At 68.8% G+C, this 14,472-nt stretch carries 13 protein-coding genes; 6 read left to right on the top strand and 7 right to left on the bottom strand.

The annotated features are described in order from the left end of the window. The first annotated feature begins 425 nt into the window (after nucleotides 1-425). Complete coding sequence (locus ACYVAN_RS14705; protein ID WP_460959835.1) at nucleotides 426-1,100, top strand: response regulator; 675 nt, start codon at nucleotides 426-428, stop codon at nucleotides 1,098-1,100. 111 nt (nucleotides 1,101-1,211) lie between these two features. On the opposite strand, the gene ACYVAN_RS14700 is transcribed toward ACYVAN_RS14705, so the two are convergent. The 3 genes from ACYVAN_RS14700 to ACYVAN_RS14690 form a co-directional block, all read right to left on the bottom strand. Beyond that, a complete protein-coding gene (locus ACYVAN_RS14700; protein ID WP_460959833.1) occupies nucleotides 1,212-2,963 on the bottom strand; it encodes a sensor histidine kinase in 1,752 nt (583 codons plus the stop codon). Between the two features lie 93 nt (nucleotides 2,964-3,056). Further along, nucleotides 3,057-4,535, bottom strand: a complete 1,479-nt coding sequence (locus ACYVAN_RS14695; protein ID WP_460959831.1) for an MFS transporter — start codon at nucleotides 4,533-4,535, stop codon at nucleotides 3,057-3,059. A 49-nt stretch (nucleotides 4,536-4,584) separates the two neighbouring features. Continuing rightward, a complete protein-coding gene (locus ACYVAN_RS14690) occupies nucleotides 4,585-5,196 on the bottom strand; it encodes a dihydrofolate reductase family protein (protein ID WP_460959829.1) in 612 nt (203 codons plus the stop codon). 273 nt (nucleotides 5,197-5,469) lie between these two features. On the opposite strand from ACYVAN_RS14690, the gene ACYVAN_RS14685 reads away from it, so the two are divergent. Together ACYVAN_RS14685 and ACYVAN_RS14680 are read left to right on the top strand one after the other, a co-directional pair. Then, nucleotides 5,470-6,228 (top strand): 3'(2'),5'-bisphosphate nucleotidase CysQ, encoded by a 759-nt coding sequence (locus ACYVAN_RS14685; protein WP_460959827.1) that lies wholly within the window; start codon nucleotides 5,470-5,472, stop codon nucleotides 6,226-6,228. 295 nt (nucleotides 6,229-6,523) lie between these two features. Further along, entirely contained in the window at nucleotides 6,524-7,312 is a 789-nt protein-coding gene (locus tag ACYVAN_RS14680) for an ANTAR domain-containing protein (RefSeq protein WP_460959825.1), read from the top strand. Nucleotides 7,313-7,485: 173 nt separating this feature from the next. On the opposite strand, the gene ACYVAN_RS14675 is transcribed toward ACYVAN_RS14680, so the two are convergent. After that, nucleotides 7,486-7,920 carry a universal stress protein gene (locus ACYVAN_RS14675; protein WP_460959823.1) on the bottom strand — a complete coding sequence of 145 codons (435 nt, stop codon included), beginning with the start codon at nucleotides 7,918-7,920 and terminating at the stop codon, nucleotides 7,486-7,488. A gap of 339 nt (nucleotides 7,921-8,259) precedes the next feature. Here ACYVAN_RS14675 and ACYVAN_RS14670 point away from each other — a divergent pair, with 339 nt between their 5' ends. Beyond that, complete coding sequence (locus tag ACYVAN_RS14670; RefSeq protein ID WP_460959821.1) at nucleotides 8,260-9,432, top strand: S8 family serine peptidase; 1,173 nt, start codon at nucleotides 8,260-8,262, stop codon at nucleotides 9,430-9,432. Nucleotides 9,433-9,690: 258 nt separating this feature from the next. Then, nucleotides 9,691-10,002: a hypothetical protein gene (locus tag ACYVAN_RS14665; protein WP_460959819.1), complete on the top strand. Its 312-nt coding sequence runs from the start codon at nucleotides 9,691-9,693 to the stop codon at nucleotides 10,000-10,002. A gap of 43 nt (nucleotides 10,003-10,045) precedes the next feature. Here the strand turns inward: ACYVAN_RS14665 and ACYVAN_RS14660 are convergent, their stop codons facing one another. Beyond that, nucleotides 10,046-10,381 (bottom strand): hypothetical protein, encoded by a 336-nt coding sequence (locus ACYVAN_RS14660; RefSeq protein ID WP_460959817.1) that lies wholly within the window; start codon nucleotides 10,379-10,381, stop codon nucleotides 10,046-10,048. A gap of 347 nt (nucleotides 10,382-10,728) precedes the next feature. Between ACYVAN_RS14660 and ACYVAN_RS14655 the strand changes: the two genes are divergently transcribed. Further along, entirely contained in the window at nucleotides 10,729-11,781 is a 1,053-nt protein-coding gene (locus tag ACYVAN_RS14655; RefSeq protein WP_460959979.1) for a DUF5914 domain-containing protein, read from the top strand. Here ACYVAN_RS14655 and ACYVAN_RS14650 read toward each other — a convergent pair. After that, the gene (locus tag ACYVAN_RS14650) at nucleotides 11,749-13,293 is read right to left on the bottom strand and encodes an FAD-dependent oxidoreductase (RefSeq protein WP_460959815.1); all 1,545 of its coding nucleotides are present in this window, start codon (nucleotides 13,291-13,293) and stop codon (nucleotides 11,749-11,751) included. The genes ACYVAN_RS14655 and ACYVAN_RS14650 overlap by 33 nt on opposite strands. Further along, nucleotides 13,293-14,300 (bottom strand): phytoene/squalene synthase family protein, encoded by a 1,008-nt coding sequence (locus ACYVAN_RS14645; protein WP_460959813.1) that lies wholly within the window; start codon nucleotides 14,298-14,300, stop codon nucleotides 13,293-13,295. The genes ACYVAN_RS14650 and ACYVAN_RS14645 overlap by 1 nt, the downstream gene beginning before the upstream one ends. Between the last annotated feature and the right edge of the window lie 172 nt (nucleotides 14,301-14,472).

Genomic DNA, 14,472 nt, shown 5'->3' with positions numbered 1-14,472 from the left:
GCCCCATGGTGGTGGTATCCGGGTCGCAGGGATGTCCTCGACGTCCGCGCCGCATATCAACCCCCCTCTCCGGGACTCCGGTCGTCGCGCAGTGATCAGACCACAACCGGCGGCGGCGCGGTACCGGCACGTCGGCGACACGATCGAGAATTACCTAGTGAGTGCGGACAGACCAGCAGGAGCCGGCGATGAACGTCCGGCCGAATGACTTTCGGCCGTGTTGCTCACCCGGTGTGCTTCCTAACGTTGTCCAGGTGGGGTCGGGAGGGCCGGGAGGCCGTGGCTCGAGCGGCTCCGCTGGAGGAGGGGAGTAGCCACATGACTGACGGAGTCCGCATCAGCTGACGTCGGTGTCGTCACCTTGTTCACCTGCGGCGGCGAGCCGACCCGCTGCCGTCGACCCGGACTTCGGAGCGGAGGTGGGCATGAGTACACGGATCGCAGTCGTAGACGACCACGAACTCGTGCGTAGGGGAATCGCGGACCTGCTCACCGAAGAACCGGATCTGGACGTGGTGGCGGAAGCGGGGACCGTGCGGGAGGCACTGGCATTCGTTCCACCGGCGCGCCCGGACGTGGCCGTCCTCGACGTGCGCCTACCTGATGGCAACGGCATCGAACTCTGCCGGGAACTCCGTTCGGTGATGCCCGAAATGCGCTGCCTGATTCTCACCTCGTTCTCCGACGATGAGGCGTTCATGAACTCGCTGATGGCCGGAGCTTCCGGCTACGTGCTGAAGCAGGTGCTGGGGTCGGACTTGTGCTCGGCCATCCGCACCGCGGCCGCCGGCGGAACGCTGAACGAGAGCGGCACGACCGAGGCGATGCTGACCCGGCTCCGCGGCCGCCAGGAACAACGGGATCCGTTGCGTGAACTCGGCGCACAAGAGCGCACCGTATTGGAACTGATCGGTCAAGGAATGACGAACCGGCAAATCGCGGAACGAATGTTCCTCGCCGAAAAGACCGTGAAGAACTACGTGTCCCAGCTCTTGTCGAAGCTGGGTATGCGGCGCCGAACTCAAGCTGCCGTGCTCGCCACCGAACTGCGGCGCTCCGGTGGAAGCGAGCGACGGGGGCCGGGAGCGGGTCAGGAGTAGCGGCGGGCGGAAGCAGCGGTCCGGCCCGAGCAGCGGGGCGGGGTAGCGGTCATCGCCCCGAACATGCGAGAGGGAAGCCCTCGGGGGCGAGCACGAGCACATCGGCGCACGTCAGATCTCGGTAGCGGGTACCAACGGTACTTGCCACAGCAAGTGGGTGCCGCCGCCGTCAGTGGACGTAATGGTCAATGCTCCGGCGCACTGCACGGCCCGTTCCTGAAGGTTGCGCAAGCCGCTGCGCGGAGAATCCGGATCGAATCCGGTTCCGTTGTCGATGATCTCGATGCTGAGGGAGTCCGAGCTGTCGATGGAAATGGTGATCTCGGTTGCGGCACCGTGCCGGATCGCATTGCTGATGCCCTCGCGGACGACGGCCTCGGCATGCCACGAATACGTCACCGGAACCGAGGTGTCCACCGGCCCGCTGATCCGAACCGAAGGTGTGATGCCGAAGGCGTTACCGGCGTCGGCTACCACGTCCAGCAATCGGCGCCGCAACCCGTTCCCCTCGTCCCCCTCGCCTTCGGCGTACAGGTTGTAGATCGACGTTCGGAGTTCCCGCACGGTTTCGTCGAGCTGGTGCATGGATTGCTGCAAGCGCCGCCCCACGTCCGCGCTCTCGACGCGTTGCAGCGCGCTCCGAAGGCCCAATCCGGTGGCGAACAGTCGTTGGACCACGTGGTCGTGCAGGTCCCGGGCAATCCGTTCGCGCTCTTCGGTCACGTCGAGTCGCCGCTGGACGCGGTGCTTGGCCGCGAATTCCAAAGCGATCGCAGTTTGGTCGGCGAAGGAGGTCACCAGCGGGACCTGCTCGGTGCCGAACCGCGGACGCCCCTTCTCGCGCAGCACGATCACCGCTCCGGCGGTCGCCTCGTCGGAGCGCAGCGGTACGGCCAGTGCGGGTCCGAAATCCGGAAGCAGGCGATGCAGTCCTCCGTGCGGCGTGCGACTGACATCGCTGTCGAGTGTCGGCGCGTCCTCGGTCAGGCTGGTTCCTAGCACGGGCCCGTTCGTGGCCACCGGTAGTCCGATCTGGATGTCGACGTCGCCCGCCACCGCTTCCACCCGCGCCGGATTTCCTGGACGGCCTCGCCGCGCGAAGACGATCAAGGCGCAGTCAGCCTGGGCGATCTCCAACGCGCGACGTGCGATCAACCGCAGCGCGTCTTCGGTGCTGCCCCCGGAGAGCAACTCGGTGGTGATCTCGCTGGAAGCTTCCGACCATTGGTGCCGGAGCTTGGCCTGCTCGAACAACCGGGCATTCTCCACGGCAACCCCGGCTGCGGCGGCGAGCGCCCGAAGCACGATTTCATCATCGGGTCCGAACTGGCCACCATCTGCCTTCTCGGTCAGGTAGAGGTTGCCGAACACCTCACCGCGTACCTGGATCGGGGTGCCGAGGAAGCTGTGCATCCTCGGGTGTGCGGCCGGGATGCCGACCGCGGACGGATGCTGTTCGAGATCGTCCAACCGCAGTGTTGTCGGGCTGCGGAGGAGTTCGCCGAGCAGACCGTGCCCCTCGGGCAGGTCACCCAACCGGTTGCGGATCTCGTCGTCCATGCCGACGTGGACGAACCGGGCAAGTTCGCCGTCCGGCCCCAGCACGCCGAGTGCTCCGTAGCGAGCATGCACGAGCGCACTGGCCGAGCTGACGATGCGGTTCAACGTCGCGTCGAGCTCCAGCTCGGAACCCACCTCGAGCACGGCGTCGAGCAGACCCTGCAGCCGGTCGCGGGTCTCCGCGATCCGGGTCAGCCGGTCCTGCAGCTCGTCGAGCAGCTCGTCGAGCCGGAGGCCGCTCAGTTCCGGGGATACCGCTGGCTGCTCCGCAGTGGGAGGTCGTCGCGGCGGATTGTCCGACATGGGGGTTCATTTCAGCAGCGCCGTGGCCGTAGCTACCGAAACGAGTGTGCCTGATGGAAGTCGCAGCGGCCACTGCACGACCGGCCCGGTGGGTCACCCGCCCGGTTCGCCCCGCGTGCACGGGTCCAGGCACGCGTGGTTGACCCCGGGGATCGGAGCAGTGTGCACCCGGTCGGCACGGTCGACGGTGCACCAGGCCAGGACTCCGCCGAGCACGCACAGCCCGGCGGAGATCAGCACCGCCCGCATGAACCCCGGACCGAGAGCCGCACCCGTGCCGATCTCGGAGAGCCCGGCCACGGCCGGGAGCACCGCTACCGCGAGCAGTCCGGCAAGCCTGGACACGGCGTTGTTCACACCCGACGCCGTTCCGGCTCGTTCGTCCGGAACCGAGGCGAGCACAGCCGAGGTCAGTGGAGCGACGGTGACCGCCAGGCCGACCCCGAAAACGATCACGGCGGGCAGAACCGTAGCCACGTAGGTGGCCCCCGGAACCACTCGAGCCATCAGCACCAGCCCGGCAGCGCAGCAGAGCGGTCCGATGGTCATCGGCCAGCGAGGACCGATTCGCTGGGCGAGCGCGCCCATCGTGGGGGAGAGCAGCAGCATGCTGACGGTGATCGGAAGCGTGGACAGCCCCGCCGCCATCGCGGAGTACCCCAGCGATTGCTGCAGCTGCAGCGAGAGCAGGAACAGCGTTCCTCCCAGCGCCGCGTACACGGTGAAGGTCGTGAGATTGGTCCCGCTGAACTGGACCGAGCGGAACAACGACAGCGGTAGCAGCGGGTGGCGGCGACGTGCTTCGACGAGCGGGAAAGCGAGCAACCCGAGCACCCCGACCGAGGCGGAAACCACGGCCGTCACGTCCGCTCTCCCGGCGGGAAGCTCGATCAACGCGTACGTGCTGCCCGAGAGCCCGACGGTCACCGCCACCGCACCCGCCACATCCGGACGGGCGGTGCCCGCGAAGTTCCGGCTTTCCGGAACGCGGTGTGCGGTGACGGCGAAGGCGACCACCGCGATCGGGATGTTGATGAAGAACACCCAGCGCCACGAGACGGCATCCACCAGCCAGCCGCCCACGAACGGACCGATGGCGGAGGAAACCCCGGTCAGCCCGGCCCAGGTTCCGACCGCGCGGCCTCGGTCCTCGCGCCGGAAGGTCGAATTGATCAGTGCCAAGCTGCCGGGGACCAGGAGCGCCCCGCCGACCCCCTGCACCAGTCGGGCGCCGATCAGCGTCCCTGCGTTCGGGGCAAGCCCGCAGCCCAGTGAGGCCGCGGTGAAGACGATCAGCCCCGTGGTGAAGATCCGTCGGCGTCCGTAGCGATCGCCCAGTGCGCCACCCAGCAGGAGCAGCGCGCTGAGCGTGAGCAGGTAGGCGTCGACGACCCATTGCAGTGCGGTGAAATCACCACCGGTGCTTCGTCCGATCGCGGGCAGAGCCACGTTGACCACCGAACCGTCCAGGAACGCGACCCCTGAGCCGAGCACCGTGGCGAGGAGGACCCAACGTCCTGCTGAGCTGTCGAGCGCCACCGCGGGGGAATCGGACGGACGCGGACTGCTCATCGCGTTCACCTCGGTCACGGTGGGCGGCGGCGTGGACGGGCGGTCGAGCCTAATCTCGGCTCGTCGGCCGGTAGGTGCACACGTGCACGCCCGCGCCGCTGGTAACCGTGGAGACCAACTCCAGGGTGCGCGATACTCCGTCGTCGGTGAAGATCCGCTTGCCGCCGCCGAGTATCACCGGCTCGATCATGAGGCGAAGCTCGTCGATCGCGTCCTCGCGCAGGAGCGTGCGCACGAGCGTGGGGCTGCCCATGACCAACAGGTCGCCGTCTCCGGTCGCGCGTAGCTCCCGGATGCGGTCGAGCGCTTGATCGCCGGGGATGCGCGTGGTGTTCGCCCACGTCAGTTCGTCGTCGCCCAGCGTCTCGGACACGACGTACTTCGGTATCGCGTTCATCCGGTCGGCGAACGGGTCGCCTGCTCGGCCGGGCCACGCGGCGGCCATCGTCTGCCACGTGCGGCGCCCGAACAGCAACGCCCGTGCCTTGGTCAACGCGGCGTCGAAAGCACCACCCACGACCTCCGGGTCGAAGAACGGGTGGGACCAGCCGCCATGCGTGAAACCACCATCGGTGTCCTCATCAGGCCCGCCCGGCGCCTGCACCACGCCGTCCAAGCTCATGAACTCGACGACCACGACGCCCATGGGGAACAGCTCCATTCAGCTCCTGGCAGCGCGGCGACGCGGACGAGCGCCGCTCCGAAACACCCGATGCCGCGGTGGCGGATCGCACGTGCAGCATGCCACGTCGGTTCGGTGCGAGCGCTTCAACTCACCGCCCAACCCGGTGAGGCGGTCCCGCTCGTTCGGGCAGCAGCGGACGACCGCCCACTTGTGGGGAGGGGTTTTCCGGTAGTTGTGGATCGGCTGCTGTGCCGGGTGCCGGGTCGGGCCGGTTCTGCCCGGCCGATGCGGGAAACGAAGGAGAAGCCGATGACGGACGATGATCACGCGCTCGCCACCGGTTTGGCCGAAGCCGCAGGCAAGCACCTGCTGGCGCTGCGGGCGGAGCCGGACGCGCCAGCAGGTGCCGAGCTGGGCGAGCGCGGTGACGGCGGTGCCCACGAGCTGCTCGTGATGGCTCTCTCCCAGCATCGCCCGGCGGACTCCGTGCTGTCCGAGCACGGGATCGCGGGACCACCCCGTCGGCCGGGCGGTCGCACGTGGATAGTCGACCCGTTGGACGGCACCCGGGAGTTCGGCGAACCCGGGCGCCGTGACTGGGCGGTCCACGTCGCGCTGGCGGAACGTCACCACCTGGTGTGCGGAGCGGTGGCGCTGCCCGCCGAGGGGATAGTCCTGAGCACCGCCGAGCCCGTCGCGGGGGAGCGCAGGCACCAGGAGTTCCGGATCGCGGTCAGCCGCAGCCGGCCACCGGCTTTCATGACCGAGCTGGCCGCGGCCTTGGCGGCCGAGACGGTGCCGATGGGATCAGCTGGAGTGAAGATCACCAGCGTGGTCCGGGGAGAGGTCGACGCCTACGTCCACACCGGTGGGCAGTACGAGTGGGACAGCGCGGCGCCGGTCGCGGTCGCCAGGTCGGTCGGACTGCACACCTCCCGGGTCGATGGCTCGGATCTCGTGTACGACCGCGAGGATTCCTGGTTGCCGGACTTGCTGGTCTGTCACCCCGAGGACGCCGAACGCTTGCTGACGGAATTCGCACGGCTCGGTCTCGGGCAGGGTTCCTGAGCAGCCCAGCGGTCCGGTCGGTGCGGTGGCGCTCCGGTCGACCGATGATCCGGAAGAATTCGGAGGACGGACTGGGACGGCGTGTTCGCGTTTCACTCTGAACGTTCCGCCGAAACGGTTGCGTTCGTAGCCGAATTCACCATGCGATCCAGGACCCCGCTCGACCCGGCTGCAGTACCGCGGAACCGGCGAGCCGGGTGGTGGAGAAGAACGGGCACCGGCCGTGTGACGTGCGGTCCCGAGCCGGTTGGGGAAATGTCGGTGCGGGTAGTTCCAGGTCCGGGGGGAATGAGAAATGGTCATCGACAGCGCTCGCGACTGGGACCAGGACCGGGAACGCTTCGTCGAGCACTTCCGCCGCCAGGGGCCGGGGTCTCGAGGCGGGCGGGTGGCCGACGATCGTGCGCGGATCTGGTCGCCACTCGCTCGACAGTTCGGCGAAATCGGGCGTGACCTGCTCGCGGTCCGCACGGCCGCCGAGGTCGCCCAACGTGCCGTCGCTTTGGCCCTCGACGTGGTTCCCGTGGCGGCGCTGGCAAGCGTGACCGTGCGGATGGCCGATGGGCATCTCTGCACGCCCGGCTGCAGCGACCACCGCGCGCCGCAACTGGACGAGTTGCAGGACGTGCATGGCCGGGGGCCGTTCGAAACCGCCACCCGGCGCACCGGCGCGGGCATGGCCAGCAGTCCCGATCTGCTGAACGAGCCAGCGTGGTCGGAGTTCGGCCGACGTGCCGAGGAGATGGGTATCCGCAGCGTGCTCGCCGTCGGGATGTTTCCGGTGCGGGGGAAGGGGCGGCTCGGGGCGTTCAACGTTTTCGCGAGCGAACCTCGCGGGCTGGCGGCAGCCGACCCGTCGGTGCTGCTGGTGCTGGCGTCCTTCGCTGCGGCCGCACTGGCCACCTCGGGAGCGCTCACCGAGGAGGACATGGTCGGCACACCACTGCCCATGCCCGTGCGCAGTAGTGAAGTCATCGAACGGGCGACCGAGGTGCTGCTGGAACGGTGCCATCTCAGTGCGGAAGAAGCCTACGACATCCTGCGCCGCTCCTCGGCCGACCTGCTCCGCGTGCGGAAGTCGTAGCGATACCCCCAGCGGACGGCCCGGTGTGCGAGCCGACTGCGCGTCCCCCGCGACGAAGCGGTCGGATCGGTGAGGACTCGACCGCTCCGGATCGGGCGCGATCGCTGCCGTTCCCGCTCGCTTGGCGGGGCAGCGGTGGTGGTCGACCCGGTCCGTAGGCGGTGGACGACCGGTCACTCCCGGACGATGACCACCGGACAACTCGCGTGCTGTGCGCACTGCTGGCTGACCGAACCGAGCAGCGCCCCGTAGAAGCTGCCGTGTCCGCGGGAACCCACGACGAGGACGTCGGCATCGGTCGATTGGTCCAGGAGTACCTGTGCGGAGTGGCCGTGCAGCACTTCGCGGTGGATATGCACCGGAATGTCCTCATTGTGAATGGTTTCGTCCACGGCGTCGTCGAGAGCCTTGCGCGCCGCTCGTTCGAAATCCTCGGGTGGCATCGGGCCACCTTCCCAGCTGTAGAACGCGGGGAACTCCCAAGCGCCCACGGCCCGGAGATCGGCTCCGGTGAGGATCGCCTGCCGCAGTCCCCAGCGCAGGGCGGCCTTCGACGATGCGGATCCGTCCACCCCGACCACGACGGAGCCCGGTTCCTGACTGCTCATGTTCCCTCCGTTTCGAACTCCGGGGTATCCGGAGCGGTGCCGACCGAGGCCGCTTCACCTGCCGTCCGCACCGGTTGTCGATCTCCGTGTTCGCTCGAGTCTGCTCGGTACGGCCCCCGAATTGTCACTCCGCCCGTCGGGGTCGGATTGCCGGAATGCCCATCAATCGGGCAAATCGATTCCGCGGCGGATGTTCCCTACCTGTTCGAGTGACAGCAATGATCGAAAGGCACCCGTCCGGACGCTTGCCGCTTCATTGTGACGGCAGTTACACCTTGGGTGGAAATCGCGAGGTGAGGCCGTGTTCGCATGCGGTCCGGACGGAAGCAGGGGGAAATCATGACCGCAACCCAAGCAGGGGCGGCCGGGCGCTACCTGGTGTTGCTGGAGGACGATGCCACGGTACTGGGAGCGCGGGAACTGAATCGAGTCGCGGGAATCAGGACGGCGAGCACGGCCGACGCGGGCGGTGCATCGACCGCCGAGCTGTTCGGGGCTGCCGACGGGGTAGTGCTGAATGAGCTCGGTGTCGCGTTGATCAGTGCGGGTAGCGACCAGATCGCGGCGCTGGACGCCGCTGTTCGCGAGCGCGGGCCGCTCGCCAGTTTGGAAGCCGAGCGAACCGTGCACGCCATCGGTGCCCCCGGGGCCGACGCGGGAGTCGCCGGGTCGACCACCTGGGGATTGCGTGCGGTCGGTGCTGATCAGAGCGAAGCCACCGGCGCCGGGGTGCGGGTGGCCGTGCTCGACACCGGATTGGATCTCGACCACTCCGACTTCAAGAGCCGGGACATCGTGACCGGGTCGTTCGTGGAGGGGCAGGACGTGCGCGACGGGCACGGGCACGGGACTCACGTGACCGGCACCGCGTGCGGCCCCCGCCTCGGTGATTCCGGGAAGGGATACGGGGTCGCGTCGGAGTCGACGATCTACGCGGGCAAGGTGCTCGGGGACGACGGCTCCGGCAGTGACAGCGGCATCCTGTCCGGAATCTCGTGGGCGATCTCGCACGGGTGCTCGATCGTGTCCATGTCCTTGGGGGCTGCTACGAAGCCGGGCCAGCCGTTCTCCCAGGCCTTCGAACGGGTGGCCAGGCGGGCGATGGCCCGCGGCACGCTGATCGTCGCGGCGTCGGGTAATGAGAGCCAGCGCTCTGCGGGCGTGATCGCGCCGGTCGGCCACCCGGCGAACTGTCCGTCCATCATGGCGGTCGGTGCGATCGACGAGCGGGAGCAGATCGCGGACTTCTCCAGCGGGACGGTGGACGAGATCGGGCAGGTCGATCTCGTCGGACCGGGTGTGAACGTCCATTCGAGCTGGCCGGGCGAGGAGCAGTACCGTGAACTCAGCGGCACCAGCATGGCCACTCCGCACGTAGCCGGAGTCGCCGCGCTGCTCGCTGAGCAGCATCCGGAGCGTGCTTGGGGGCTGTGGGCACGACTTTCCCAGAGCGCCCGCCGGCTGCCCCTCGGATCGACCGATGTGGGAGCGGGTCTGGTCCAGGCCCCCTGATCCGACCCACACCAGTACCGAAACCATCGGGGCTGCGGTGCCGGGTTTCCGTGCGGGGATTGACCCGGCGCGGGAACGCCGGTGCCGCGTTCACGGTGGTCACTCGGGTGTGTTCATCCTTCCGGACGGGTATACGACGAGCAGTCGGCAAAATCACGCTGCTCGCGCAACGGCGATACGAGCAGTCGCTCGGCACAGGGTGATTTCCGCCGAGCGGTTGTCCTCCGTAGATCGTTCGCGGTCCGTTTGGGGGAAGGTATGGACAGACAGACCTCGGAGTCGGCGTGGCAGCAACTGTCCACGGCAGCCGATGAAGTGGGAAAGGTGTCCCGGCCCCCGGAACTCGTCGGGGATGCCGAAGAGAGCGAACGCGTGCAGCGGAACTTGCGCGCGGTCACCGTGTCGGCACGCAAGCTGGCGCGGTTCCTCGACGCACTGGCCCAGCGCTACGATTCGCCGAACGCGGCGGAGCCGTCGGATGCGCAGGTAGCCCTGGACCAAGCAGCGGCGGCCGCCGAGGACCTGGCCACCTGTTCCAAGGCGGCCGTCCGCGCGATCGAGGAGGGCTGAGCGACGTGTCGCCGGTGCTCGACGACCACGCGGGTGCCGGGCCTTAGTCCCGTTTGAGCGCCTTCTGCAATTCCGCCTTGCTCATCTTCGACCTGCCCTTGATTCCGGCGCGTTGCGCGTCCGCGTAGAGCTGGTCCTTGGTGCGCCCGCCCGGGCCGTACCGATTGCCCGACCTGATCCCGCCACGGCGCTGTGGCGGAATGTCCTCGGTGGCGGTCTTGCTCGCCTGCTTGGATTCTCCGCGCTGGGCCCGCTCCTTGTTCACCGTGCGAGCAGCGATCTCTTCGGCGCGGTCCTCGCTACTGCCACGTTCCTCGGTCTGGCTTTTGATGTGTTCGTACTGGCGTTCCTGCTTCTTCGTCCATGCGCGCTGAGGCATCGTGAGGCACCGCCTTTCCAGGAGCTCCGCAGCATCGGTCGTTTCCGCCTGCCGCAGGTACCCTCAGAGCCCGCAGCGTTGCCCTGCACTGGCTCGGACGACGAGATCGGATCGAGGGGACGTCGACGGAGCGAAGTGCAGGTCCGTGGAAGAGGCGCCTGGGCACCAGCGGAATTCCGTGTTCGTAGGTTGGGCTTCTTCCGCTAGTGCTGTACCCGGCCCACCGGGGTTCGACACTCTCCCCCCCCACTGGTTCGTGGGCCGCCTGCGGTGACAGCGGTGCCGAGGACGGGACACCCGGATACCATCCGCTGGACGGGGGCAACAGGACGGGAGCACCGAGCGTGATGCGCTTCGTGAGCGGTATGGCCGGTTGGACGGCGCCCATCCGTCCACTGCGAACACCGGCGTGGGCGGAGCAGAGCGGTACCTGGAAAGCGGCACGACCTTCGATCATCGAGGCGGCGCTGCGTCGAGCCCGAGCCCGGCCTTCGGGAAACTGGTACGTCTTCGCGGCGAGCAGGGAGGTGACCGCGGCCCGGCCGCTGGGGCGGACGGTGGGTGGTACCGAGCTGGTCGCCTGGAGAGGTGCGGGAGGCCGACTGATCGTGGGGCCGGGAGCCTGCCCGCACCTGGGGGCGCCGTTGAGCGAGGCGCGCGTGCATTGCGGCGGGTTGGTCTGCCGATGGCACGGGCTGCGTCTGGGGGAGAGCACCCGAGGGTGGTGGCAGCCGCTTCCCGCCTACGACGACGGCGTGCTCGCCTGGGTACGACTCGACGAGGTGGGTGGGGAGGAGCCGACCGCGGAGCCGGTCGTGCCGGTGCGGCCGCCGATGGCGTCGAGCATCGAGGCGGTGGCCACGACGATCGGAGAGTGCGGGCCGGAGGACGTCGTCGCCAACCGGCTGGATCCGTGGCACGGTGCGTGGTTCCACCCGTACTCGTTCGCGAACCTGCGGGTTCTCGAGACACCGTCCGTCGGGGACGAGGTGGCCGGAGCGGACGCCTTCGAGGTGGAGGTGAGCTTCCGGTTGTCCCGACGTCTCGGCGTTCCGGTTCGGGCGAGTTTCACCGCGCCCGAACCGCGCACCATCGTCATGCGGATCACCGAAGGCGAGGGGACCGGCAGCGTCGTGGAGACCCACGCGACGCCGTTGGGCACCAATCGTGCTGGCCGACCCACCACCGCCGTGATCGAGGCGACAGTGGCCCATTCCGAGCGTCGGGGATTTCGCGGGGCTCGCTCGGTGGCACCCGTCGTGCGGGGGTTGATGCGTGCGGCGGCTCTTCGGCTCTGGCGCGACGACCTGGCTTACGCCGAGCGCCGGTATCGGCTCCGCGAGCGCGGACAGTGGCCGGGAGGAGCTTCAGGGGGAGACCGAGGCCAGCTTGCGCAGTAGCGCATACCGGCCGCGTTCGGGTACGGACCACAGTTCGTGGCCCCGCACTCCCCAGGAGGACAGGAGCAGGTTGGCCGCGTGCACACCGGTTGTGGCGGCCCGCTCCATCAGAGCGGTGGGGAGATCGATCCGGACGAAGTCGCCGGCCAGAACCACGTCCGGCTCGGAGGTGGGGACCGCGAGCCGCTCGGCGAAACCGCCGGGTGCGAACAGCGGGCAGTCCGCACGCATCTCGTGTCGTTCGTCGATGATGCGTGCCCGTGCGGTCTCCGGGTACAGCCGGTGGAGTTCGGCGAGCAGGCGCGGGCGAAGATCTCGAACCGAGGAGTCCGGGGGCAATGCATAACAGTGCAACTCGACCACGGAACCGCCGCGGTCGTCGGCCCAGTCCCGGGCGCTGCGCTCGTAGCGTTCGAGAACGCTGACATTGTCCACCGGGCCGAATCCACTGGTGCCGAGGAAGGCGGAGCGGGACGTGCGCACGGGGCGATCCAGCCACAGTCGCGAGACCAGGAACGGGTCGGCGTTGCGCAGCCGCCCGACCCGTTCCCGCCACTGTGGATCGCCGAGCCCTGGGGAACGTTTCACGATGGAGCGCAGTGCGGCGGGGTCGGTCGCCAGCACCACGCCGTCGACCTCCAGCTCGGACCCCGACTCGAGCCGGACGGCTCTGGAACGCCGCGCCCCGCGCCCGATCTGCTCCACCGCGCTGCCGGTGCGCACTTCAACGCCCCGTACCGCGAGGTAGCGCTGCAAGGGTTGCCACAGCGCGGGGGCGAAGCAGTCGGTGGGGAGGTCGAACAGGAGTCCTTCGTTGGAGCCCAGGAAGTAGATGTGAAACATCGTCGCGAGCTCCGCGGCGGACAACTGCTCCGGCGCGCTGAAGAAGCTCCGGGCGAACACCTCGAAAGCGAGGTGTCGAGCGGCTCGGGGAAAGCGGATGCGCTCCAGGAAGGTGCCCGCGTCCGTGTCGTCGAGCTGGTGGTAGGTCGCGGGAACGGACACGTCGGCGAGCGGAAGCGCCGCCCTGGTGCCGAGCCGCGCGATGTCGCCCCAGGTGAAGGTGGGGCTGCGTGCGGCGAAGCAGAGCGCGTTCCACAGCGGTGTTCGGGCCAGGCCGCGGAAGGTGTCCCGGAGACCGCTGCTGTGCACCAGTGGGTAGTCGGTGACCGGGGTGAGCCCGTCCAGGCCGGGATCGGCTCTTTCGAGCAGCCCGCGCAAGTTGTAGTACTGGCGGAAGAACGCGTGGAAGCCACGGTTCATCGGCACTTCGGAGCCATCGGCGAGGGTGGTGCGCCAGCCACCGGCCCGACCTCCCAGGAACTCGGCTCGTTCCAGCAGCACCACGTCCACGTCTCTTTCAGCCAGGCATGCCGCGCTCGCCAGGCCTGCGATGCCGCCTCCGATGATCGCTACTCGCGGTCTGCGGCTCAGGTGCCCGGTACCGGGGCGGCCCGGCGGCGCGGGATGCCGGACCGCTTTCCGGTCCCGGCCGGGCGGATCGCCGGGCATCACGAGCGTCCCGTCTGCGTCGGTACCGGTCTGCGTCCTGCGAGGCCGTTCACCAATCCGGCCCGCAGCCTGCCAGCGGTGGCCGCGCTCCAGGTGGGGGCCGCCACCGCCAGCCGCCGGGTGGTGGACACGGCGAGTCGGCGGCCGAAGACGTCGTAGTCCGCCTCGACCACGCGGTCGAGGATCTCGCGGTAGAGCACGAACGCGGTCGACACACATGGGCGCGCGGCGGGGGAGAGCATCCGGATGCCGGGTTCGGCCGATCGGTAAACCGCCTGGGTACGTGCCACCTGGTCGGCGAGAGCTCGGCGGACCCGCTGATCGGGGCGTCCCGCGTGAACACACCACTGCAGCCGGGCTCGATCCACGCCGAAGGCGGCGAGTTCATCGGCGGGCAGGTACACCCGCCCCCGGAACATGTCCTCGGCCACGTCCCGCAGGAAGTTGGTCAGTTGAAACGCCCTGCCCAGCGCCGCTGCGCTGGGAGCCGCGGTGGCTTCGTCGACCACGCTGCCCAATACCGGCAACATCTGGAGCCCGATCACGGCGGCCGAGCCGTACATGTACCTTTCGAGCTCGTCGCGAGTGGCGTAGTCGGTGACCGTCAGGTCCATGCGCATCGCGGTCAGGAACTCGGTGAACAGGCGCGGGTCGATGTGGTGCCGGGCGGCCGTGTCGAGTAGCGCCGCCAGGATCGGCTCGTCGCTGTGTCCGACCGCGATGCCGTCGAGGAGTGCGCGTTCCCACCCGTCCAGCTGGTCCCGCCGCGCCGTGTTCGGGTGGTGTCCGTCGACGATGTCGTCGACCTGGCGGGCGAAGCCGTACAGGGCGTGCACCGCGGGGCGCAGTGCCGGGCTCAGCATTCGGGTGGCCAGGAAGTACGTGCGCCCGTGTGCGGCGTTGAGCTGTTTGCACCGCCGGTATGCGAGGCGCAGATCGGGATGTCGTATTCCGGCGCGGTCGAGTTCGTGGTCGGTCACCCCGAGACCTCCGCTGACGCTGTCCACGGCGGAAATCAGACCACACGTCCCGGTGACGGCTGTTTGCGCTGCCTGTGGTGGGACCGACACCGTGACCTCCTGCACAACGGTCTGGCCAGGGCTTCCGGGACCGGAAACCGGCGTTGCGGTTCCGCGGGTTCGCGCGTCCCTGAGCGGGAATCGTCACCGCCACCGGCAA

It is taken from the genome of Parasphingorhabdus pacifica (assembly GCF_054779195.1).
The sequence above is the reverse complement of the archived record's forward strand: the minus strand, read 5'-3'. Positions and strand labels throughout refer to the sequence as shown.